General features: G+C 37.6%; 21 protein-coding genes. 2 read left to right on the forward strand and 19 right to left on the reverse strand.

All coding sequences use genetic code 11. The annotated features are described in order from the left end of the window. Positions 1-2 precede the first annotated feature (2 nt). From MKY11_RS19330 to MKY11_RS19350, 5 genes are all read right to left on the reverse strand, one after another. A complete protein-coding gene (locus MKY11_RS19330) occupies positions 3-863 on the reverse strand; it encodes a LysR family transcriptional regulator (protein WP_342501708.1) in 861 nt (286 codons plus the stop codon). Positions 864-876: 13 nt separating this feature from the next. After that, the gene (locus MKY11_RS19335; RefSeq protein WP_327862534.1) at positions 877-1383 is read right to left on the reverse strand and encodes a hypothetical protein; all 507 of its coding nucleotides are present in this window, start codon (positions 1381-1383) and stop codon (positions 877-879) included. Between the two features lie 15 nt (positions 1384-1398). Further along, positions 1399-1905, reverse strand: coding sequence for an LURP-one-related family protein (locus MKY11_RS19340; protein ID WP_025208303.1), 507 nt, complete (start codon positions 1903-1905; stop codon positions 1399-1401). Positions 1906-2010: 105 nt separating this feature from the next. Further along, positions 2011-2352, reverse strand: a complete 342-nt coding sequence (locus MKY11_RS19345; protein ID WP_342501709.1) for a darcynin family protein — start codon at positions 2350-2352, stop codon at positions 2011-2013. Between the two features lie 71 nt (positions 2353-2423). Further along, on the reverse strand, positions 2424-3014 hold the full coding sequence (locus tag MKY11_RS19350) for a Crp/Fnr family transcriptional regulator (protein ID WP_301232092.1): 591 nt from the start codon (positions 3012-3014) through the stop codon (positions 2424-2426). 66 nt (positions 3015-3080) lie between these two features. Here MKY11_RS19350 and MKY11_RS19355 point away from each other — a divergent pair, with 66 nt between their 5' ends. Both MKY11_RS19355 and MKY11_RS19360 read left to right on the forward strand, forming a co-directional pair. Then, positions 3081-3329: a hypothetical protein gene (locus MKY11_RS19355; RefSeq protein ID WP_058336403.1), complete on the forward strand. Its 249-nt coding sequence runs from the start codon at positions 3081-3083 to the stop codon at positions 3327-3329. A 14-nt stretch (positions 3330-3343) separates the two neighbouring features. Then, entirely contained in the window at positions 3344-3586 is a 243-nt protein-coding gene (locus MKY11_RS19360) for a hypothetical protein (RefSeq protein WP_041508061.1), read from the forward strand. Between the two features lie 54 nt (positions 3587-3640). On the opposite strand, the gene MKY11_RS19365 is transcribed toward MKY11_RS19360, so the two are convergent. The 14 genes from MKY11_RS19365 to MKY11_RS19430 form a co-directional block, all read right to left on the reverse strand. Continuing rightward, the gene (locus MKY11_RS19365; protein WP_342501710.1) at positions 3641-5014 is read right to left on the reverse strand and encodes an ATP-binding protein; all 1374 of its coding nucleotides are present in this window, start codon (positions 5012-5014) and stop codon (positions 3641-3643) included. Beyond that, positions 5011-5682: a response regulator transcription factor gene (locus tag MKY11_RS19370; RefSeq protein ID WP_024718480.1), complete on the reverse strand. Its 672-nt coding sequence runs from the start codon at positions 5680-5682 to the stop codon at positions 5011-5013. The genes MKY11_RS19365 and MKY11_RS19370 overlap by 4 nt, the downstream gene beginning before the upstream one ends. Beyond that, positions 5683-7797: an MMPL family transporter gene (locus MKY11_RS19375; RefSeq protein WP_342501711.1), complete on the reverse strand. Its 2115-nt coding sequence runs from the start codon at positions 7795-7797 to the stop codon at positions 5683-5685. A 106-nt stretch (positions 7798-7903) separates the two neighbouring features. Then, a complete protein-coding gene (locus MKY11_RS19380; RefSeq protein ID WP_342501712.1) occupies positions 7904-8770 on the reverse strand; it encodes an MBL fold metallo-hydrolase in 867 nt (288 codons plus the stop codon). 72 nt (positions 8771-8842) lie between these two features. Next, complete coding sequence (locus MKY11_RS19385) at positions 8843-10009, reverse strand: MFS transporter (RefSeq protein ID WP_327855183.1); 1167 nt, start codon at positions 10007-10009, stop codon at positions 8843-8845. A 137-nt stretch (positions 10010-10146) separates the two neighbouring features. Next, positions 10147-10449, reverse strand: a complete 303-nt coding sequence (locus MKY11_RS19390) for a metalloregulator ArsR/SmtB family transcription factor (protein ID WP_045034889.1) — start codon at positions 10447-10449, stop codon at positions 10147-10149. A 253-nt stretch (positions 10450-10702) separates the two neighbouring features. Beyond that, a complete protein-coding gene (locus tag MKY11_RS19395) occupies positions 10703-12532 on the reverse strand; it encodes a hypothetical protein (protein WP_342501713.1) in 1830 nt (609 codons plus the stop codon). A 183-nt stretch (positions 12533-12715) separates the two neighbouring features. After that, on the reverse strand, positions 12716-14599 hold the full coding sequence (locus tag MKY11_RS19400; RefSeq protein ID WP_342501714.1) for a 3'-5' exonuclease: 1884 nt from the start codon (positions 14597-14599) through the stop codon (positions 12716-12718). Positions 14600-15196: 597 nt separating this feature from the next. Beyond that, positions 15197-16966: a DUF262 domain-containing HNH endonuclease family protein gene (locus tag MKY11_RS19405; protein ID WP_342501715.1), complete on the reverse strand. Its 1770-nt coding sequence runs from the start codon at positions 16964-16966 to the stop codon at positions 15197-15199. 662 nt (positions 16967-17628) lie between these two features. Beyond that, positions 17629-18108, reverse strand: a complete 480-nt coding sequence (gene rlmH, locus MKY11_RS19410; RefSeq protein ID WP_035390089.1) for a 23S rRNA (pseudouridine(1915)-N(3))-methyltransferase RlmH — start codon at positions 18106-18108, stop codon at positions 17629-17631. An 80-nt stretch (positions 18109-18188) separates the two neighbouring features. Next, complete coding sequence (locus tag MKY11_RS19415) at positions 18189-18359, reverse strand: CxxH/CxxC protein (RefSeq protein ID WP_008360116.1); 171 nt, start codon at positions 18357-18359, stop codon at positions 18189-18191. A 164-nt stretch (positions 18360-18523) separates the two neighbouring features. After that, positions 18524-19351, reverse strand: a complete 828-nt coding sequence (locus MKY11_RS19420) for an energy-coupling factor transporter transmembrane component T (RefSeq protein WP_024718473.1) — start codon at positions 19349-19351, stop codon at positions 18524-18526. Further along, complete coding sequence (locus tag MKY11_RS19425) at positions 19342-21057, reverse strand: ABC transporter ATP-binding protein (protein WP_342501716.1); 1716 nt, start codon at positions 21055-21057, stop codon at positions 19342-19344. The genes MKY11_RS19420 and MKY11_RS19425 overlap by 10 nt, the downstream gene beginning before the upstream one ends. A gap of 19 nt (positions 21058-21076) precedes the next feature. Then, complete coding sequence (locus MKY11_RS19430) at positions 21077-21634, reverse strand: ECF-type riboflavin transporter substrate-binding protein (RefSeq protein ID WP_342501717.1); 558 nt, start codon at positions 21632-21634, stop codon at positions 21077-21079. Positions 21635-21647: the final 13 nt, after the last annotated feature.

The raw sequence follows: 21647 nt of genomic DNA on the forward strand, positions 1-21647 counted from the left end.
ATCTATTTAAAATGATCTTTGACCGCTTCAATCCATCTTTTAGTAGAGGGAGAGACTGTGTTAAAAGATTTAAACGCCATATTGATTTCGCGATAAACACTGGTCTCAAGTGGAATCACGTTCGCATGAGGCACCTGAGGCGGCAAAATCAACTTCGGAATGATCGTGAGCCCAAGGCCTTCCTGAACCATAGAGATGATCGTATTGTTGTCCCCAATCTCAAACAAAACATGGGGCTTCACGCCTCTTTCTTTTAATAATTTCTTAATGAGTTGATCACAGCCCGCTTTTGGCATAATAAATGGTTCATCTTGGAACGAAGCCACTTCCATCACCTTCTTTGTATGGAAACGATGACTCTCTTGCATGAGCACAACCAATTCATCTTGAAACAGTGGAACAGTTTCCAAATCTCTAGATGGCTGTGTTAAAAACCCAAGATCAACTGTGCCAGATGCGATCCACTCTTCAATTTCTTCATAGCCGCCTTCGTATAATTCCAATTGGATATTGGGATAACTTTTCGTAAAACGATGAATGAGCTGCGGAAGCATTTTTGAAGAAAAACTAGAGAACGTGCCGATCTTGATACTCCCCACTTCCATCCCTTGAATCAACGCCGCCTCCTGCTCAAGCAATGACGCATGATGAATGATTTGGCGAATATGGGGCATCACTCGCTCACCTGCATCTGTCAGCGACAGCCCGTTTCGATTCCGATGAAGCAGCACAATCCCAAGCTCTGACTCAAGCTTCGCCATATTATGACTCACCCCAGACTGCGTCAGCCCAAGCTTCTCACCGGCTTTTGTAAAACTGCCGCATTCGACGACTGTTTGAAATACTTTGTATGGGAATGTCATTCGTTTGCTCACCTCACTTTAGATCTTGGCAAAACCTACTGTTAGACATGTCTGTGATTTTTCGATTTAATTGTTGTTCGACCAATTGAAAACATGCCTGCTGAATCCATAAACGTTTAAATGTATAGAGTTGTTCTTTTTCATCGCCATGCATCTCTTCATCTTTTTCTAACTGAAAATCTGTTAATTCGATTTTGTCATGAACATGCATATGAATAAAAACATGCGCATTGTGAAAATCATGCATATGCTCTACTAAAGCTGACATATTGGTGATAAAGTCATCAAATATATCTTCTTCTAGCGTTTTCTTGAGATCTAGATGGCTGTGCACATCCATTGATATGTAATTATCTCTTGCATCCAGTTCTTCTTGAGTGGCCAGAGGGTTATCATGAATCGTTGCTTTTCTATTTAAATCCGTAATCGAGAAATAAACGATGATGTCTTTATTATCGAGAAATTCATACTCCCATATCTCTGCATCTCTTAATCTTAAAATGCGGGTGAGATTGTCCAACTTTAAACCCTCCAATTAATTATTCATCGTCGTCGACGAAGACCTAGACGCCGCTTCATCCGCTTTCACACAATCAATCGCAACAACCAATGCAATCATCACAGGCTCCATCTCTTCTTTCAAAATATCCACCTTGTAGCTATCCCCCCAAGTAAACCATTCCTTCTTTACCTGACCGATCACTTCGCCGCTTTGCAGCACTTGGAAATTCATATCCCACCAGTTCCCTTGTACTTCGATACCAGCAGCATCAATTGAATATTTTGCTTTGAAGAACGTAAACTCTTTTTTAATCGTCAATACCTCTTGTCCACCGACTTCTACTAAAAACTTTGGTAAAAAGCTAAACATTTTCTTCGTGATTACAGCGATGACTTCTCGTTCTGTATTCAAAATGGTAAACGTCTTTGGCACCTTCATAAAGCTGCCTTCGACCACATATACATCATTCTCCTGTTGGTCCTTTACCGTAAACCTGCCGCTCAGACTAAATACCTTTTGCTTCATATACAGCTGCTTCATAAGTACCTCCGATTCAGTTCAAAAATTTATCCGTTCTTACTTTACCCCTGATTATACCAAAAAATAGAATGTGCAAAAAACCACCTGATAGCAGGTGGTTTTGGATTACTGATCCATTTTCAGAGATTCTTTTTCATATGTTTGAAAAGCATCTTCCATTCCCATGATGACCTCTTTAATTTTGACATAACCACTTGTATAAGGAATAGAATCTCTAATCTCTTCCCACATAAAATGATAGAACTTCAGGTCATCTGTTTCACACATCACAAAATCTGTGTAATCCTTACCTGGAAGAGCTTCAGCATCAAAAAAGCGCACCGTCACATGTTCCTCATATTTCTGCATCAACTCTTGCAGCGAAGCCGCATGGGTTCTGCGCTCCTCTCGTGGTAAAGAAAGCCAAGATGGATAGAACTCTAATAAAACAACCATCATATATTTCATCATCAAGCCCCTCGATTCTTCTATGATGTGATGATTGTACGCCAGATCTAGAGAATGTGCATTAACATAGGTTAATGTTCAGCAGGATGCAGCAGCCTGCTCAGCGAAACTGGAGAAATACCGATATATGAGGCAATATGATATTGAGCGATACGTTGATGTAACCCGGGATATTTCAATAAAAACGCCTGATATCGCTCAATGGCTGGCAAATATAGCAGTTCCCTCTCACGCTCTTCCTTTCTCGTATACAGCCTTTCTACACTCACCCGAACAAACCGCTCCCACATATGACTGCTGTCCATCAACATTTGAAGCAGATCATACGGAATTTCAATCACGATAGAATCCTCCATCGCTTCAATCGAATAAGGAGAAGGCTGCCCGTTGATCATACTTGCATAAGAAGTAGCAAAATCATCTTCCAACGTAAAAGCCACGTTGTACTCCCTGCCATCCGGTAACAAATAGAAGAGACGGAAGAGACCTGTTATGCAGAAATAGGCATGCTTCACTGGATCGCCAGCCTTGATTATGCATGTACCCGCTTTTAATTGTTTAATCGTTGTTCCATCTTTGAAGGCTTGCCAATGATTTTGTTCAATTGGATATTTCGATATTTTGGTTTTGAACGTGTCGTATGGGTTAGTTATTTTATCCATCTGTAAATTGTATCAGGAAACACTCAAGTTATAATGGAAATATAAGCGATGATGAGGGGAGAAACAATGAAAAAAATCACTTTTTTTGACTGGACCGTCCATTTACAAGCGGACTTAACAGCGATTACCGATCATTATGAAAAGAAAATGGTCATTTTAGAGCCATCCATTGAACTAAATAGCATCATCTGGATGGATGACAACAACGAGCTACAAATCAAACCTACTTGGGATTGTGTCATTTCAATTGATCCAACCAATAAATCACTGACAATCCGGCAAACAAAAGAAGTATTCGGAGATGTGTACGAATGAAAATAGGAGGAACTATGAAGAAAACCGCTTTTTATGATTGGACGATTCACTATCCTGACCATTTAACAGCAGTCAAAGATGATACAGAAAAGAAAATGGTTTTTCTAGAACAAACGGTTGAATTTAAAGGAATGCTCCGTATTGATGAAAATGATGAACTGCAAATAAAGCCGACATGGGATTGTGTCATTATTGTAAATGCAAAACAGATGTCTGTCACAGTTCGTGATGCAGAAGACTTTGTAGGTTTACCATAAACATTAAAAAGAAAAGTCTCATTTGACACACGCAAACGAGACTTTTCTCAAATACTATTTCTTTGGAAAAACCGTCGTAAAAGTCGTTCCTTCTTTTTCATTGCTTTCTACTTCAATAGAAGCATTGTGATACGACAGGACTTCTTGCACAATGGATAATCCAAGACCCATTCCCTCTTTATTTCGTGCCTGATCTACCCGGTAAAAGCGTTCAAATATTTTTTCTAATGTGTGTTGTTCTATGCCAATCCCCGTATCTCTAATTGTCACGACCGCTTCCGATTCATTTGCATTACAATGAATACTGATTTCCCCAAACTCTTTGTTGTACTTAATGGCATTGCCAATTAAATTCTCCCATACATTGATCAGCAAGGTCCGATCCGCATATACCGAAACAGGCTGTAGATCCAACTTAATTTCTAGACCTTTCTCTTCTATCCGCCATAGCATCGAATGGACCACTTGATGAAGCTGCTCATCCACCCTGACGATTTGTTTATTCGTTGGATATGTCCCTTGATCAATAGAGGTTAAAATGAGAAGTTGTTTCGTTAAGTTAGATAATCGCTTTGCTTCTGTTTGAATAATGTGGTTGTATTTTTTCCCTTCGCTTGATGAAATCTCCTCATTTAGTAATTCAGAATACCCTCGTATATTTAATAGTGGTGACTGAAAATCGTGCGAGACGTTATTCACAAATTTCTTCCTTGCTTGATCGGTATTCTCTAACTTCTGCTGCATCATCCGAAAACGATCAGCAAGCTGACCAATTTCATCTTTTCGATTGATCATTAATGGATACTGAAAATTATGGTTTGCCATCTCTTGCGTCGCACTCGTCAATTCTGAAAGAGATTGGGTGACCTTTCGAGACATAAATAAAATGCCAATGATACTGCTCACAAAAACGGCAAAGATAAATCCAAAAATAATCAAATGGAACTCTGTAAAGAAACTGATATTATTCGGACGTAAAAATAAGCCCCATTCTTCCCCGTCAATTTCTATTTTCGTCCCCACTGTATTTTGTATATCATTTGCGAAATGACTCATGATTAAGTATGAATTTTTAAAGGATTTGATCCCGTTGTATGCTTTACCGCCTTCAAATAAGGCGTGCATTTGGTCATTCCATTTTTTCGTTTTAAATGGTTCGCCAAACATCTTCATCTCCCCATCTTCTTTAACCAAAGCGATTTGGTACCCTAGATCGCTCATGGTTTGCAAGAAATCAGAAGAGGCTCTCAAGGTAATTTCGTGTTCTTTGATTTGTTTAGATAACTGCTCGGCAATGGCTAAATATCGATCATTCATTTGCTCTTTGACAACATGATTGTAAATCAAGTTAGAACAAATAAATCCAATGAAGATACTAATCAAAACAATCAAACACGTATATAGCATAAAACGTTGTTGTAGTTTCATTCTTTTACCTCAAGTTGATAGCCGAAACCACGTATTGTGACAATTTCAATCGTCGCTTCCGCCCTTTTTAAACGTTCTCGTATGCGGTTAATATGCGTGTTTAATGTGAATTCGGGTTGATCTAACGTATCCCCCCAAATGTCATCAATTAAATCCCAGCGGCTTACATTGCGGTTTGCCCGCTGCAGCAGATAATACAGAATTTCTAATTCCCGCATGGGCCAGATATATTGCTGATTCGCAATCGTTAATTCCCAACGGTTCGTATCAATTTGAACATTTCCCGCAGTCGTTAAAGCTTCTATGGATTTACGATATCGTCGTAAAATCGCATTTACACGGAATAGCAGTTCTTTCGTTTCAAATGGTTTGACGATATAATCATCAATCCCTTGTTCAAATCCTTGCTGCTTATCTTCAATCTGCCCTTTCGCTGTCAGCATAATGACAGGCAGTTCATATTGTTTCGTCACAATGTTCGCCAGCTGAAAGCCATCCATCCCAGGCATCATCACATCAATAATCATGAGATCAAATGACTGATGTTGCAAAAAAGCAAGCGCTGCCTCAGCATTGCTTGCTTTTGTCACTTGGTATCCCGCCTGCTCTAAATGGATGGACACTAATTGCAAAATGGCTTCATCATCATCCACAACCAATACATGCAATTATCCTTCCTCCTTTATTTCCTTAGCTTTGTCTTTTTCAAAGAATAATATGAGTGCCGGCAGCAACATTCCTCGCACGAAGAATGTATCGATGATAATCCCAATAGCGACAATAAATCCAAAGATAAATAAATCCGTAATCGGCATGGTCATTAATGCGGCAAATGTTGCAGCAAGAATGATCCCCGCTGAAGAAATCACCCCGCCTGTATTTCGTATCGCTACTTCTAATGCAGCTTTGACGTGTAACGTTTGGCGTTCTTCTAAGAAACGGCTCACAAGGATGATGTTATAATCAATTCCTAATGCCACGAGAAAGATAAAGGCATACACAGGGGCGCGAGTTGAAATCGCATCATATCCAAATAACACATCGACTAAGAAAATACCTAAGCCTAATGCAGACACAAATGAGATTAAAATCGTCGCCATCATATAAATCGACATTTTCATGGAACGTGTCAAAACGAGTAACAAGATCAGAATGAGTAATGTTTCCAGTAATACGATCTTTTTAATATCGGATTGATTCACTTGTTGCTCATCCACTAATTTAGCTGTTGTGCCAGCAAAAGATAACTGAACCTTTTGACCATCTGATAATCGATAGGTGGCTTGATTTGTACGGAAATCTCCTAAAAATTCAATAGCCTCTATACTGTATGGATTCACTTTTAATGATATCGTCATTTTGCCATGCTCTCCATCTTTGGTTACCCCCGAAGGACGAGCCGATCCTATCTCTTCATTTTCTGAGAATTGGGCGGAGATTTCTTGTAAATGTTCCTGAGTTAGCTTTTGACCAGTCACAAGTACTGTTGTCTGGGCTAGATCACCTTTATTAAATTTTTCCTCAACGATTTCAAATGCAACACGAGAAGGTAAATCCTTCGGGAAATTTTTCACCGAGTTAAATTCATAATGTAAATTGAAAATATTCGCACCTGTCACAAGTAAAAATAGCAAGACCGCACCACCAATTAATTCTGGTTTTCGAACCACGAATTTGGCAAGAGGTCCCCATATGCCATGTTTTGCTTCTTTTGCTTCACCATATGTCGGTACTTTCGGCCAAAATGCTTTGCGGCCAAATAATGCAAACAAGGCTGGAATCAGTGTGACAGAAGCCAACATAATGACCACCATCGCAGCACCAAAGATTGGCGCAAAGTTTTGATAATCACGGAAATCCGCCACAAATAAAATGATCATCGCCGCAAATACTGTACCGCCTGCAAATAAGACCGGTTTGGCTGTTGAACGCATCGCCACTTTCATCGCTTCAAATTGATTTTCATGATGTTGTAACTCCTCACGATAACGCGAGAAAACAAACAATGAATAATCAATCACAGCAGCAAATAACAAAATACTCATAATCGAGGTGGTCGAGTTATTGATTTCAAGTCCACCCACGCCAAGTAAAGCCACAACTTGATTCACCACTTGATAGACAATGACCGTTGCGAACAATGGAATGATCGCTAATAACGGAGAACGGTAAATGACGATCAATAAAACCAAAATGATTGCAACAGTAGCTAATAGCAGTTTCAAGTCGGCAGATTCAAACAGCTTAACCGTATCCCCCGCTATACCTGCTGGACCCGTAATATAAAAATCAGCATCTAGCCCTTTCGCTATGTTTGTACCGACATCCGTTGTCTCATCATTAATCTTTGCATAATCAGCATTGCCTAATCCCGCTTTCAAATTCATTGGCACAATCATGGTCGTTTCATCTTCTGATAAAAAAGCGGATAACGCTTGAGGAGGCAATGCGGACACATCGACAATTTCTTCAATTCCCTCAATCTTTGCCTCTTTGATTCCTTGAATGATCGTTTTTACATCTTGAATAACCAGCTTTCCATTAGGGTTATGGAACACATATAATCCCGGAGTCCCTTTATCATTTGGGAAATACTGATCTAACTTCTTTTGTGTCACGATGGACTGAGCATCACTAGGTAAAGATTGAAAATTGCTTACTTTATGATCGCCCAATTTAGGCCCAGCACTCAACCCGATCATGAAAACAAGCCAAATGATAACAGTCAGCCAAGCTCCTTTTTTTGTAGACATTTTATCAATAAATGATCTAAATACTTTCATTGATGGTTCTCCTCCTTTTCTCACCGGTTCGAGTATATCGCTCGTATATAAACTTGATATAAACTCAGGGAAAAGGACGAGCCATGAAAATAAAAAAAGCAGAGGTTTATCCCTCTGCTAATCCTTCATAACCATTTACAAAATAAGCAATCGTCTCTAACTCATCTTCTTTTAGTTCTCTGTTCACATGTGTTTGATATTCACTCTTGATTCTCTCCTGATCTCCACCATAAAGATCAGTGTATTTCGCCATCATTCGAAGCTTGTCTGTTTCCTGACGAAACTCCTCTTTTGTCCACGGTCTTTGGTGCGATGGAATATACGTCTCCGCATCAAAAGCATCTAACTCATCTAAAAGACGCAAAATTTCTTTTACCGTATAATGTACTTTTTCTGCATACATTTTCGGATAAATGCAATCACCAAGAAACAGGATTTTCTCTTCTTTCACATACACGATCACTGAATCTGCAGCATGATCGCCCCCAACATGCTGCACAACACAAGTGACCCCGCCAAGATCAATCTCCATCCGACGATCAAACGTCACATCCGGTAAAACCACCTGAATCTCTCGGTGATTCTTATATTCTTCTTTTATCGCCTTCGCGCAAAATTCAATCTCCGTTCCTTCCCTCACCCGCTCATCAATCGCCTCATCTGACCAAGAAAACGGAAGAAGCTTCTCCATTTCCTTTCTGGTTCTTGCAGAAGCAATTGAAACCGCATGAGGCAGCGCCGGTAGACCAAAAATATGATCCCAATGCCAATGAGTGAGGACAACCATATCCGGCGTGGCGTTCTCTTGTTTTAAGGTCTTTTGGATGAAATAGTTCGCATGATCTTCCGAGTTACCAGCATCGATCATTAATGTTTTGTTATTGCCTTCGACCATGCCTAGGATGGGGCGGTCGGTGAGTGATATTGGTGTGATGTACCAAAAACTCTGACCTATTTTTTTAATTGAGTGCATAGGTGTTTCCTACTTTCTGTCATCATATTTTAAATTGAATCACGTTTTTTCCCAACGTTCTGCTGTTTATGATTAAGTATATCGAATTTCATTACTCGAAGTAGCACGTGAAGCCAATATTGTTACAATGATCGCGATTGCAACGCCTAAAGCCCCTACCCAAGTAACGGAAGATAGAGAAACTTTCTCTACAAAGATACCTCCAATAGCTGCACCTGCAGCCATCGCCAATTGCATCATTGACTGATTGAGACCTAATAGTATACCTGATGACTCTGGCTCCATTTTAGCTAAGTGATATTGTTGAGTCGGGCCAGAAGACCATGCAGCAAATGACCATAATATTAAAATGAGCAATACTCCAACATAAGAATGCGTAACTAGTGAGAGCAATATGAGCATGATGACATGTAATGTCATTCCACTAATCAGAGTAAAATTCACACCCCATCGATCGGTACTAAATCCACCAAACTTTGACCCAACTAGACTAGCAATCCCGAATATGAGAAGAACTCCACTCAGCAATTTGCTGCTTACACCTGATATATTTAAAAGGTAAGGGGATAAATAGGTATAGGCAATTGAATAACCACCAAGCCAAAAAAAGGTGATAGCTAATCCCAACACTACTTTTGGTTTTTTAAAAAGAGCGAGTTGTTGAATTAAAGGTACAGGTTTATCCCCTTGGATTTTTGGAATCGTAAGAGAAATTATCACCATAGCTAATAATCCGAGTAAGGCTATTCCTCCGAATACAGCTTTCCAACCAAAGAAATCACTAGTCATTCTGCCCAGTGGGACTCCAATGATCAATGATGCTGTAAATCCCATTACTACTGTAGCAATAGCGGTACCTTGCTTACCTTTTGGTGCAATTTTTTCAGCAATTGTTAATGCAGTAACTACGACCATCCCCGCCCCAAGAGCCATAATAATTCTTGACACAATAAATAATTGATACCCAGGGAGGACGAATGCAAGAATATTACCTAGAATAAAAACGCTAAGTGAAAATAACATTAACTTGCGTTTATTCATTCCCGATGTTAAAGCCATTAATACTGGGGTGAAGATGGCATACACAAGAGAAAAAATCGTAATTAACTGGCCAGCTGCAGCTATCGTAATCCCTAATGATTCAGAAATATTATCCAAAATACCAGAGATGATATACTCTGATGTACCAACTAAAAAACTTACAATAGCTAAAATGTAAATCTTTACAGTGTTTGACAATGTAGATCACTCCTTATATATAATACATTTACATATCTAGAATTGTTAATATGTATGGACAAAAAAACATATTACGATAAGTCGATTTGTATTTAATAAATGAAACTGAATTCTGATGTATGAATTCAGTTCATTTATTAAATATTTTTTTCTAGAATCTTAGCAATTTTTTTTATGGCATTTTCATCTCTTTTATAATACGTGTATTTACCTATACGCTCTGTTGTAATTAATCCAGCTCGTAGTAGAATTGAAAGGTATTGAGATGCTGTTGATTGCGTCATTTTCAATTTATCTGTTATTTGACTAACACATACCCCTGTAGTATTCATATCAATCCCTTCATGGGGTGTAAAATGACGATCAGGTTCCTTTAGCCATTGTAAAATTTGCAATCTGGATTCATTGGATAAAGCTTTAAAAACTTCTATTGGCTCCATACAAACCATTATATCGATAAATAACGATATGTCAACATGTGTTGTTGGAGATTCCTTACAACGTTGCCGGCATCGATCATTAATGTTTTGTTATTGCCTGCGACCATACCTAGGATGGGGCGGTCGGTGTGTGATACTGATGTGATGTAGGAGAAGGTTTGGCCTATTTTTTTATTGTGTGCATGGTGTGCCTGCTTTCTAATATTTTTAAGTTTTATCCCCGTTGAATTGTTATGCTCTACTTAATCAAATATTATTTCTTTAACAAATGTTTGGCTAACTTTCGATCTTCTTTATCATCAGTCTTAATGGATATATGTTCAATCAATTCTCTTGTGGCCGCTTGCTGCGAATACGAAGGAGACCATTCTTTTAATACACTTAAAGCATGATACTGTAAATTTCCATCATCTGATCTAAGTGCAGCTTGAATCAATGGCAATCCTACACCTTCGTGTTCATATAAATCTTGCACAATATATTGTAGACAAGCCACTTCATCATCTGAGAGGTTTGATAACAATAAATGTGTTACTGCAAATGTACAAAGCTCTCTAATATGCTGGTGATGATTTGTGTCCATCACAGCAAAGTATATTTCACTATTTGCCGGATCTTTCTCAAGTAAAGCAAATAGATGCTCAATCACATCTAAACGATAAAAGAGAGCGATTTCAAGTGCTTGGGAGCTAAAACCCTGTTGTAACGAATCGATCGCAAGCTTTGGCCATCTACTGTCATTAATAAACGGTTGAACAGCTTCCTGGATAGCCTTATAATCGTCCTGTTTCCATGAATCATTCAATCGGTCTTCCCAAATCTCTTGTTCATCATTTAAAAACTCATTTATTTTCAATATTGTATAAAAGTCCTCAATTGCTTGGCAGTGCTTATGAGCATGGTGAATAAATCGGCAGAGAACTGAGCTTGCATTTGAATACTCATCGATTCCGTAGATAGAAACCTCATCTTCTAATAATGCTTGAATGATGAGACTCGCTCCATCGTATAATTCTTTGGAAATTTCATCTTCTGATAAAGCTGTTTCCAGATCACCATTAAGAGCACAAGTATAAGCTAAGTATTCATTCATGATTGTATTTCCGCAGCCCATTGTTAGTAGCCATCGTTTTATTTCTGGTGTCGAGGCTTCCAATTGCTCAACAGCCGAAATCTTTCCCCATCCATCGACGGACTTTGCAAGACGCCAAACATGTTCGTTTCCTTGAATTGTGCCATTCTTCAATGCAATCACGACATAAGAAGTAAATTCTTCATGCATACCTATTGTGAATAAGAGCTCTTTGTATTTTTCACAGTTCGTACATCCCAGTATCATAACTGCAAATTTGACGACCTCCCGATGTGCCGCATGTTCAAGAAGCCATAACGCTTCTTGCTGTACAAGAGACTCATCCCATTGTGTTTGTTGAAATCGGTCAATTAACTCACTGTTGCGACTCGCCATATTGTTAGAAATGATCTTTTCATATGTTTTCTTTCTTGTTTCATTTGTAGGATGATTGAGTTGTTTTTCAAAAAGCTTCAATAGTTTCTTCACATAAAAAGGAGCAGGTCGTTCATCTACATAATAATCAGATAAACCGGGAGCCAATCGTGGTTCATTTTCGTCAAATAAATAATCTTCATCGGGTAAACGGTCGTCTACTATTTTATGATGTGATTGAATTTGTTGTTGAATAAAGGGAACGATTTTCTCTTTATGATCCCATGGGAGAAAGTCTATCTTCATTGATTCATCTAAAACCGTTTCATGATCTACCTTCACCATACAACGAAATCGTACATACCCACCAAGTTTAACGGACACTTTGTGTTTTGTACCATCTTGAAGCTCCAATATCCCTGACAATTTTGAATAAGGGATCATATGAGTCAATAAACTTTTTCGTTGTTTTTTATCAACTGTCACACCATCAATGATTAGTTGCTCTTCTTTTATTTGGTTTGTAATTTCTATAGAATGCCCTTTATATTCAATTTTCCATGTTTTATTTATTTCTTTTTCTACATCTTTTATTATGTTACGTATTTCATGTTTAAAGTCAGCTTTGAAACCCATGAAAGTCTCCTTTGAGTAATTGTAGATTGAATATGTGATCGTTCCCAATACCTGCTGTAATCGTTTCTTGAACTAAGTTTTCATTATATATAATACGATATTTATTAAGAAGAGTCTTCTTTTCTTCTTACATGAAAAAAGGTATGAGAAATGAATAATTCCCGTACCTTTTACTATTTAAAATTATTGATTAAATGTCGGCTCTTTTTGCTTTGCATCCTCAAAATACTGAGTAAACGAAGAAACACCTGAATAAGATATTGATAGGTACTCTTTAGCACGAGTCATTCCTATATACATTAAAGACACTTCTTTTTCTTGATCCTCTTCATACTTTAATGGCATCAGATCAGCTTTCACAATAAAAACTGAGTGGAAGTCAAGACCTTTACTACTATCGAGAGAACAAATTTTGACTGTCTCTTCCTCTGGATTGAACTTATGTTTGGTTGCACCATTTTCAGTTATCCAATTGTAAGGAATATTCTTTGTTTGAAATTCAGATTGAATCGCTGATATATAATGGTTATTATATCCCTTTATACGATATAAAATAGCCATTTCAGAGTAAGGTATGTTCTTTTCATTATGTTGATCCACTATTTGTTTAGTAATCTCTTCTATTTCTTCTTTAAAGGTATTACATCTTAAAAGTTCTACTTCTGGCCCTTTACGTTTCGTCTTTTTTGGAGGGATGATTTCGATTGTCTCTGTCTGTTCTTGTTTTAATTTAAGATCTAAAGCTCTATGGCTATCGTAAAATTTCCATCCAAAATCCACAATTTGTGACGTATTACGATAATTTATATTTAAGATTCTAGATCTACCTCTAAAATCAAGCCCCGTATCTTTCACATAGCTTCTACTTTTCCGATAGATATCTTGCGCTCTATCTTCTACTAAAAGTAAAGATTGCGTCTCTTGATCTAAGCATAAGCTGATGAGATGCAGCCAGCTCCCTTCAAAGTCCTGCCCTTCATCAATTAAAATGGCATCATACTTTACAGGAGTTAAAGCATCATTTTCTATTTTTTCAATGTAATCATCTATTTCAAGTTCTGAAATACCATGATCTTTTTTAATCCAGTGATGAAAATTTAATATTTGTATATTATTTAAATTTGGTGTTTTTCTATGATCGGATGTCAGAAAATCATCTGGTTCTGTAAATTTAGAATGAATCATTTGTTTAATATTTTGTTTCAAAGCTACATTGTAACAGAGTATTAATATCTTCCAATTCGGATGTTGTTCAGCTAACATTTTTGCTCGAGTCGCTAAGATTAAGGTTTTACCACTTCCTGCTACTCCTCTAATTAGCCGATGTTTATCACCAATCTGTTTAGCCAAGTTTTCTTGATGCAGATCCATCGTTTTGATGTTTCGAAAAGATAATAACAGTTTTTCTTGGTATGGGACTGGTTCAACATCTGCTCCAACGCGTATTTCTTTGTATAGATGATAACGAATCCTTTCTAATTCGTCAGATGATAGTGGCGTATTTAACTTGAAAGGCACATGAAACATATCAAACAATTTTTCTATTAAGATCTCAGGATCAAAATGGTCATTATCAGGATCAATCTGATCACGCGATAAAATAAAATGTGGATCAATAACCTCATATACTTTATTTTTTAAAAGTTGTTCTTCATGAAACCGAGTGAAGACGACACCATAACCATAAGGAAACTTTAATTTAAATTGATATTTCCCTTCTGTATTGATTAAATCAATGTCTTTCTCCAGCATATCTTTTATTTTAAAAGCATACTCTCTTGATTGAACTAGGGGACTCTTCACTCTATGTAAATCACCAGAAGAATTTAAAATGCCCCAGGTATTATCGTTTAGCTCTCTTATTGTATTTTTGGTGTAATCTTTTACTTCCAAAACTAATACTCCTAAATCAGGACCAATTATCACAAAGTCTGGTCTAAATCCATTGATATTAGGCTCATAATGTACAATATACTCCTCGGGTAGATATTCCTTTAATGTTCGAAATAAAATTCGTTCCCCTGCAGTAGCAGTACTTTTAATATTTTCTGGTAATGTAATTGCCATTTATACTAACACCTCTCTATTATCCTTATAAACCATATATCGGAATAATCTGGATTGTTTGAATGTAAATTATTACATTATATAGGATTATTTAAAGAATGGTGATCGTGATGTTCGTTAGAAAGATAGCTAAAAACTCAAAAAAGCTCTTAAATTAATAATTTAAGAGTTTTTTGTTAAAATTTCGCTTTGTATCTGTATATATTTTTAGTGACTTTTATTTTTATTGAATTTGTGAATGATCGCTTTATATACAATATACACCAGATACATTACATAGCCTAAAACAAATGTAATTACTAAATCTTTAAATGCCAAGCTTGTCCCTTTTTGTGTAATGATACTCCAAATAAAGGGAAGTATTTCTACAGTGAATGCCATTGCAGCTCCTAATATTGAAGGTAATATAATAAAAGTAATAATAAATGATTTAATTATCTTGTTCTCCTTTAAGAGTTTTTAAAATTAATTTCTATTAACTGTTCATTTAATTTGATGTTTTTAATTCCGTGACGTATCTAAGTGCGGTTTTAAGTATATTTAAAGCTATGAAATTAACACAAGTCACTCAAATTCATAGCTTCTAAAAAATAAATTTTAAATTAGACCTTTTCTTTTTAATTCCCTTATTGCTCTTAAATCTTCAGGGGTTGGGGTTGGTTGTTCTTCACTTTTACTTAGAAAATCGGGTTGATTTAATCCCCAATCATTAAATACATTTAATAGCTCGTCAGAAATTCGTATGTCTCTTTCTCGAATTTCATTCATTCCCCAGTCTTTATGTTCGCTAGATAAATTTAATAAGATTTGAACTTTAGACTTATTGTAGCTGTCTTGTTTCTTTTTAAAATATCCATTACTTGCAATGATATTAAGCTTTTTTTCAAAAGGTATTTTATTTCCCAAATGCTCCACAAGTTCTTTTATCTCTTCCTCAGAATTATTTGGAAAATAACTGGATTGCCATTTTCTAGGTAGTATATGCTCGATTTCCCATTTATCAGGAAGGAGTTCCTCCTGCTTTTGATAAGCAAGTATCTTTAAAATCATTCGAACAGTATTACGATGCGCAGTTTTAATCTTAATTTTTAGCTCTTGTTCATCCAACTTATTAAAATTAAATATAGGTATAGGCGAATTAATAATTTCAGAGTTTAGATTTAAAATCCCTCGCTTGACTACATTAATAGTTGGCGTAACTATGTAACGCGCTGCCAAAACAGCAAGTAAATTTTTAAGAAACCGTAAAAAAAGGTTTTCGAAATTTGGTAAATTATAATAATTAAGATAATAAATAACTACTGGATACTTCCAAAATTCATTTGGATACGAAGATAACCCATCAAGTATTTGTTTAATCTCGATATTTTTAGACCAATTCTCATCTTCTATTTCCACACGATTGTTAACCACCTTCCATAAATTCAGCATTGAATTTAAGTTTGTAATAATATCAGTTTTATATAACTGTTCAAAATTATTTCTGGAATAATACTTTCTTAGACCTGGAGTTGTAGTATTTCGATCATTTTCTAAGGCTCTTAAATAGAACATATAATAATAGAATAGTTTTTGAATGCTTTCACCAGCATCTTTCGCTTCATCATCAAGTTGTTGCCATTGCTCAATGAAAACAGCTCTAATATCAACACTTAAATTATTATAGATTTTCGCTTTAAAAATATCAGCATCGGATAAAGCTAGTCCTCTATCGTTAAGAGTTGAAAAGATCGTTAAAGCTGTATCTTGGGAATCAGCTGTGATTGGTAATAAGATTGCCTTGTTTAAAACATTCCTAATAAACCAAAAAAATAACTCCGGTTCATTTGAAGCATAATTCTCAATTAACTCTGTAAATAATTTATAGTTAAGTGAATAGTTATCTTTTGCAGTTTCTTTAGTAGTCCCGTTAACAAGAATCTGACCAAAAATTTTGTTTCCCTCATCACTTATAACTCTAGATTCAATTAGAGCTTTTTCAAAGTTAACCTCAGCTGTTAATTCATCTTGTTCCCACAATGCTGATTCTATTTGTGCTTTAAAGTTTGCTACTTCCTTTGTTTCTTTCATTGAATTAAGTTTGAAGTAAAGCGCTCGTAACAATAAGAATAAAGACGTAATTCGCTGCTGACCGTCTATAATTTCTTGTTCACCACTATCATTTTCATAAGAAACAATCGTTCCTAGAAAATAAGTGCTTCCATTATCATTTTCTGTATACTCTGTTAAGTCTTCAAAAAGCGTTTGAATCTGTTCGTCAGTCCATGCATACGGACGTTGATATTCAGGAATAATAAATTTATTTACTTTTCCTGTTTCTAATAGTTGCTTTACACTCTGTTTATTTACTTCTATAGATGTAGCCATTATTTATTCTCCTTTCTTTTAATACATTTACTTTATACTACCGATTAATAATTAGAATTATTAATTTTTTACTAGTATGCTATCTTGTAAATCAATATGGATAATGTGCTGGAGATACAAGTTCTGAAAAGGTATTGGTCAGAAGGCTTTCTCTTTCTATCTTTACACCAGATATTTTTAATGCTTGTTCAAGTGCGATATCCCTATCTATTTTTATTTTATTTTTTCAAGTTGTGTCTCCTATTATTTAATTTTCCATTACCTAATTTCAATAAAACTTCATTCAATCGAATAGTATTTTAACAGAAATTGTTAGTCTCTACGATTTCACAAAATAGGTTCATTATCATTCATATTCTTCTACTCACTATTGTTTAAATAAGTTATGGAATTAGACATAAAAAATTAACAGTAAGAATAAACCTAGCGATTTTAAAAAGAAAAAATATTGGTTATTGAAAAATTCAATGATTTTCTTATGAGGCATCAACAAAAGATAAAACAGAGAAGACAGCGAATGGAAAGTTTAATGTATCATTATCAGATACTCATAAGATTTAAGTTTACAATGTCTAGCAAAGACATCTTTTATAGAACATTAAGCTGAACCTTTTACATCAAGATACTATTAATTATGCTAGGAATGATTAAAAAAAACTCATCTACTTATGATAAGGCTCCCCCCGCACAATCCGAAACGCCCGATAAATCTGCTCCACCAACACCAATCTCATCAACTGATGCGGGAACGTCATCTTCGAAAACGACAGCTTCTCATTCGCACGCTGCATGACAGCATCACTTAACCCAAGTGACCCACCTATGACAAAACACACCTTACTTTTTCCGTATGTTGCCAGCTTATCTATTGTATCGGCTAATTCTTCGGAACTTTTCATTTTTCCTTCGATGGCGAGGGCGATGACGTGGGCGTCTGGGTTGATTTTGCTTAGGATGCGTTCGCCTTCTTTGTCTTTGATGATTTTCATGTCTTGCTCGCTGAGATTCTCGGGTGCTTTTTCGTCTGCGAGCTCAATGATCTCGATTTTTGCGTATGCCTGTAATCGTTTTGTGTATTCGGCTATGCCTTGCTTTAAATATTTCTCTTTTAGTTTTCCTACTGTGATAATTGATATATTCACAGGTCATCCCCACCTTAAGAACAAGTTATTCATATAAGTTATCAACAATTGTGGATAAAATTTGTGTATTTTGTGTCCGATCATTCGTTCCCCACTATATATATTGCAGGTTCATCGCACAATTCACAGGTTGTGGATAAGCTGTGTGTATGTTCGATTTTTCTGAATTCTGGCGGTGTTTCGTGATCATCTATGTACATGTCTAGTACGGTTTCTATATGTTCTGCACAAGCATAAAGTGATTTGTTCATAAGTTTCTAATTCCTCCAATATGTTGTTTGGTTATTCACAAGTGTTTCGCTCATTGTTCAATATAACCGATTTATTCACATGTTAATAGTCTTTTACCATTTTCCACACCTTTTATCCACAAACCAAATAAAAAAGCCTCCACTCCTGTGAAGGCTTCCTTCTATCAAAACGGATTGTAAAATCTCGTTCCTCTAACAAATGTAATTACTAGCGACACAATCAGTACCGCTCCAACAAAGATTAACGCCGCATAATCTGCTTTTTGAAAGTCTTTCGCCGTAAACCATGTGCGCTTTTTATGCTTTCCAAACCCGCGCAATTCCATCGCATTGCTGATCGTTTCAATCCGCTCTAGGCTGGAGAAAATCAGCGGCATCACAATCGACAGCGCATTTTTAATCCGTTTTCCCAGTTTTTCATTCTTCGATAAATCAATACCTCTTGCTTGCTGAGAAATCGCGATCGTTCGAAAATCACGCTGAATATCTGGGATGTAGCGCAGCGCAATCGCTACCGCATACGAAATCCGGTAGCTGACCCCGATTCTGCTGAGCGATGAGGCGAATTCACTTGGATTTGTTGTCACGATAAACAAAAGCGCCGCTGGCATCACGGTCACGTATTTCAGTGTAATGTTCAATTGATAGAAAAGCTGTTCAAGTGTGACGTTGTACCAGCCTGCAATATGAAACAACTCGTGCTTCGCTCCATAGATGGCGACACCTTGCTGAGGCGCAAAGACGTAAATAGCGATGTTATTGATGACAAGAAAAATCGCCAAGACAATCACTACGAAAGAGATATCACGAAATCGTACGTTTGATAGCTGAAAGAACACGATACTGGCAACTAGCATAAACACTAATACGCCTGTATCATATGTGAGCATCGCTGCGGATGACCAGAGGATAAAGCAAATGAGTTTGGTTGCCCCTGTCAGCCGATGAATCGGTGACGGGCGGTCGATATAGGACAGCATGTCTACAGCCATGTCATTCGTTCCTTTCTGTCAACCTCAATGAAGCGATCCACGAGTTCATTTGGATTTGGCCAGTCTGCTTTTAGCGCCAGTTCATACAGCGACGTTTCCTTTAAGCTCGCCTTTTGGACTAGCAACTGATCTGTCAGTACTTTAGCTGGTGTATCGTCTGCGATTTTTTCTCCATCTGAAATGACAATGGTTCTTGTTGTGTATTCGAGCATCAAATGCATATCATGGGTGATCATCAAAATCGTGACGCCCTGCTGATTTAATTGCTCTAAAAACGTCATCATCTCTGTGTAATGTCTAAAATCTTGACCGGCCGTTGGCTCATCTAAAATGATGATTTCTGGCTCTAACACAAGAATGGATGCAATGGTGACGCGTTTTTTCTGTCCAAAACTAAGTGCTGAGATCGGCCAATTTCGAAATGGATACAGCCCGCACACTTTTAAAACCCGCTCTACACGATCCTTGATGTCGTCTTCCTGTACACCTCTTAAAACGAGACCTAGTGCGACTTCATCAAAAATCATTTGTTTCGAAATCATTTGATTTGGGTTTTGCATGACGACACCGATTCGTTCGGAGCGCTGTTTGATGGTGTCTCCTGTGATGTCATTGCCATTTAAAAGGATTGTCCCTTTTGTTGGCTTTTCAAATGCGCAGAGCACCTTGGATAGTGTCGTCTTGCCTGCGCCATTGGCACCGGCGATGCTGATCATTTCTCCTTTTTTGACGGTAAAAGAGATGTTGCTCAGCGTGTTTGGTCTTGTCGGATAATCAAAGCTCAGCTCACGTACTTCTAGTAAATCCGGCGCTTCATTCTGCTCGACTGATGGCTCAGATGCTTCCATCCATTGCTCGATTTTCTCTTTTGCCTCTTCATTTAAGGTGAGATGCTGTAAATTAGCGATCTGATCTCCTGCTGCAATCGGAATACCTGCATATTTCATCGCTCTCACATATAAAGGCTCACGTAAATACGCCGCTTCTAATACATTTGAGGCGAGCAATTCATCTGGTGTCATATCCGCTGCAATCGTGCCGTCATTGACAACGATGATGCGGTCGACATGGCGGAAGAGGACGTCTTCCAATCGATGTTCCACCATCACGACCGTTTTTTTCGTTTCTTTTTGCAGACGGTCAATGAGATCGATCACTTCTTTACCTGTTGCGGGATCAAGGCTTGCCAGTGGTTCATCAAACAGCAAAATGTCGACATCGTTGACAAGTACGCCTGCGATGGCGACACGTTGTTTTTGACCGCCTGACAGCTCATGCACGGATGATGCCAGTTTGCCGTCTACCTCTGTTAATTTTGCCGCTTTCTCGACACGTGTTTTCATTTCTTCGCGTGTGACTTGATCATTTTCAAGTGTGAACGCGATATCTTCTCCTACAGTCAGCCCGATAAATTGTCCATCAGGATCTTGCAGCACCGTTCCGACGAGCTGTGAAAGAGAGAAAATGTTCTCTTTCTCTGCATTTTTCCCGCCGATGTGAAGACTTCCTTCCATAGAACCTTTATAAGACGCAGGAACTAGCCCATTGATACAATGGGCTAGTGTGCTTTTTCCCGATCCAGACGGGCCTGCGATGAGGACTTTTTCTCCTTCATAGATGGTCAGGTTGATATCTTTCAATGTTGGTTCTGCCTGACTGCGATACTTGAATCCGAAATGTTCGAATTGAATCATCGGTTTCTTCATTTATGTGTTCCACCTTGCTTCATGATGTTTCTTTCGATAGACTGCCGCTTTTGCTTCTTGTTTTCGCATAAGCCGCAATGATGATGGTGCCTAGTACACCGACTGTGATGATGTTTGAGAGTCCTGCTACGATACCTTGAACAAACACTTTATTTGCAGGTTCTGCATAGATCACAATGTCGAGTACCGGCGCAATGACAAACCAGCCTAATGCTTGTGCGCCGGCTTGGACGGCGTTGAAGAGCGTGATTTTTTTCCAGCCAAAGTCGCCCTCTTCTACTTTTAAACGGTTCGAAATGAGGCCGATCAATAAACCAACAACACCCGAAACGATAATCCAGCTCCACCAAGGTCCAAATGTGGTGGCATCTTTAATGAGATGACCAATAAATCCAATCAATGCGCCTGCAACAGGACCAAATAGCACGGCCATTAACGCAAGGAACGCGTACGATGTTTCAATTTGTGTATTCGGAATCCCAGTTGGAATGGAGACGAAGCGTCCTAAAATGACAAAGACGGCTGCGCCAATTCCGATGGCAACGACAGTTTTCGTTGAAAGTTGTTTACCTGCCATGATGTTTCCTCCT

The sequence above is a fragment of the Bacillus sp. FSL W7-1085 genome (assembly GCF_038595035.1).
GTDB lineage: Bacteria > Bacillota > Bacilli > Bacillales > Bacillaceae > Bacillus > Bacillus altitudinis.

Coding starts and splice junctions, on each gene's coding strand:
- MKY11_RS19365 (WP_342501710.1), bottom strand. CDS start 5,014: ATGAAACTACAACAACGTTTTATGCTATATACGTGTTTGATTGTTTTG.
- MKY11_RS19425 (WP_342501716.1), bottom strand. CDS start 21,057: ATGAAGAAACCGATGATTCAATTCGAACATTTCGGATTCAAGTATCGC.
- MKY11_RS19375 (WP_342501711.1), bottom strand. CDS start 7,797: ATGAAAGTATTTAGATCATTTATTGATAAAATGTCTACAAAAAAAGGA.
- MKY11_RS19380 (WP_342501712.1), bottom strand. CDS start 8,770: ATGCACTCAATTAAAAAAATAGGTCAGAGTTTTTGGTACATCACACCA.
- MKY11_RS19405 (WP_342501715.1), bottom strand. CDS start 16,966: ATGGCTACATCTATAGAAGTAAATAAACAGAGTGTAAAGCAACTATTA.
- MKY11_RS19420 (WP_024718473.1), bottom strand. CDS start 19,351: ATGGCTGTAGACATGCTGTCCTATATCGACCGCCCGTCACCGATTCAT.
- MKY11_RS19350 (WP_301232092.1), bottom strand. CDS start 3,014: ATGGATAAAATAACTAACCCATACGACACGTTCAAAACCAAAATATCG.
- MKY11_RS19355 (WP_058336403.1), top strand. CDS start 3,081: ATGAAAAAAATCACTTTTTTTGACTGGACCGTCCATTTACAAGCGGAC.
- MKY11_RS19430 (WP_342501717.1), bottom strand. CDS start 21,634: ATGGCAGGTAAACAACTTTCAACGAAAACTGTCGTTGCCATCGGAATT.
- MKY11_RS19360 (WP_041508061.1), top strand. CDS start 3,344: ATGAAGAAAACCGCTTTTTATGATTGGACGATTCACTATCCTGACCAT.
- MKY11_RS19390 (WP_045034889.1), bottom strand. CDS start 10,449: ATGGAGCCAATAGAAGTTTTTAAAGCTTTATCCAATGAATCCAGATTG.
- MKY11_RS19415 (WP_008360116.1), bottom strand. CDS start 18,359: ATGAACAAATCACTTTATGCTTGTGCAGAACATATAGAAACCGTACTA.
- MKY11_RS19400 (WP_342501714.1), bottom strand. CDS start 14,599: ATGGCAATTACATTACCAGAAAATATTAAAAGTACTGCTACTGCAGGG.
- MKY11_RS19330 (WP_342501708.1), bottom strand. CDS start 863: ATGACATTCCCATACAAAGTATTTCAAACAGTCGTCGAATGCGGCAGT.
- MKY11_RS19395 (WP_342501713.1), bottom strand. CDS start 12,532: ATGGGTTTCAAAGCTGACTTTAAACATGAAATACGTAACATAATAAAA.
- MKY11_RS19345 (WP_342501709.1), bottom strand. CDS start 2,352: ATGAAATATATGATGGTTGTTTTATTAGAGTTCTATCCATCTTGGCTT.
- MKY11_RS19340 (WP_025208303.1), bottom strand. CDS start 1,905: ATGAAGCAGCTGTATATGAAGCAAAAGGTATTTAGTCTGAGCGGCAGG.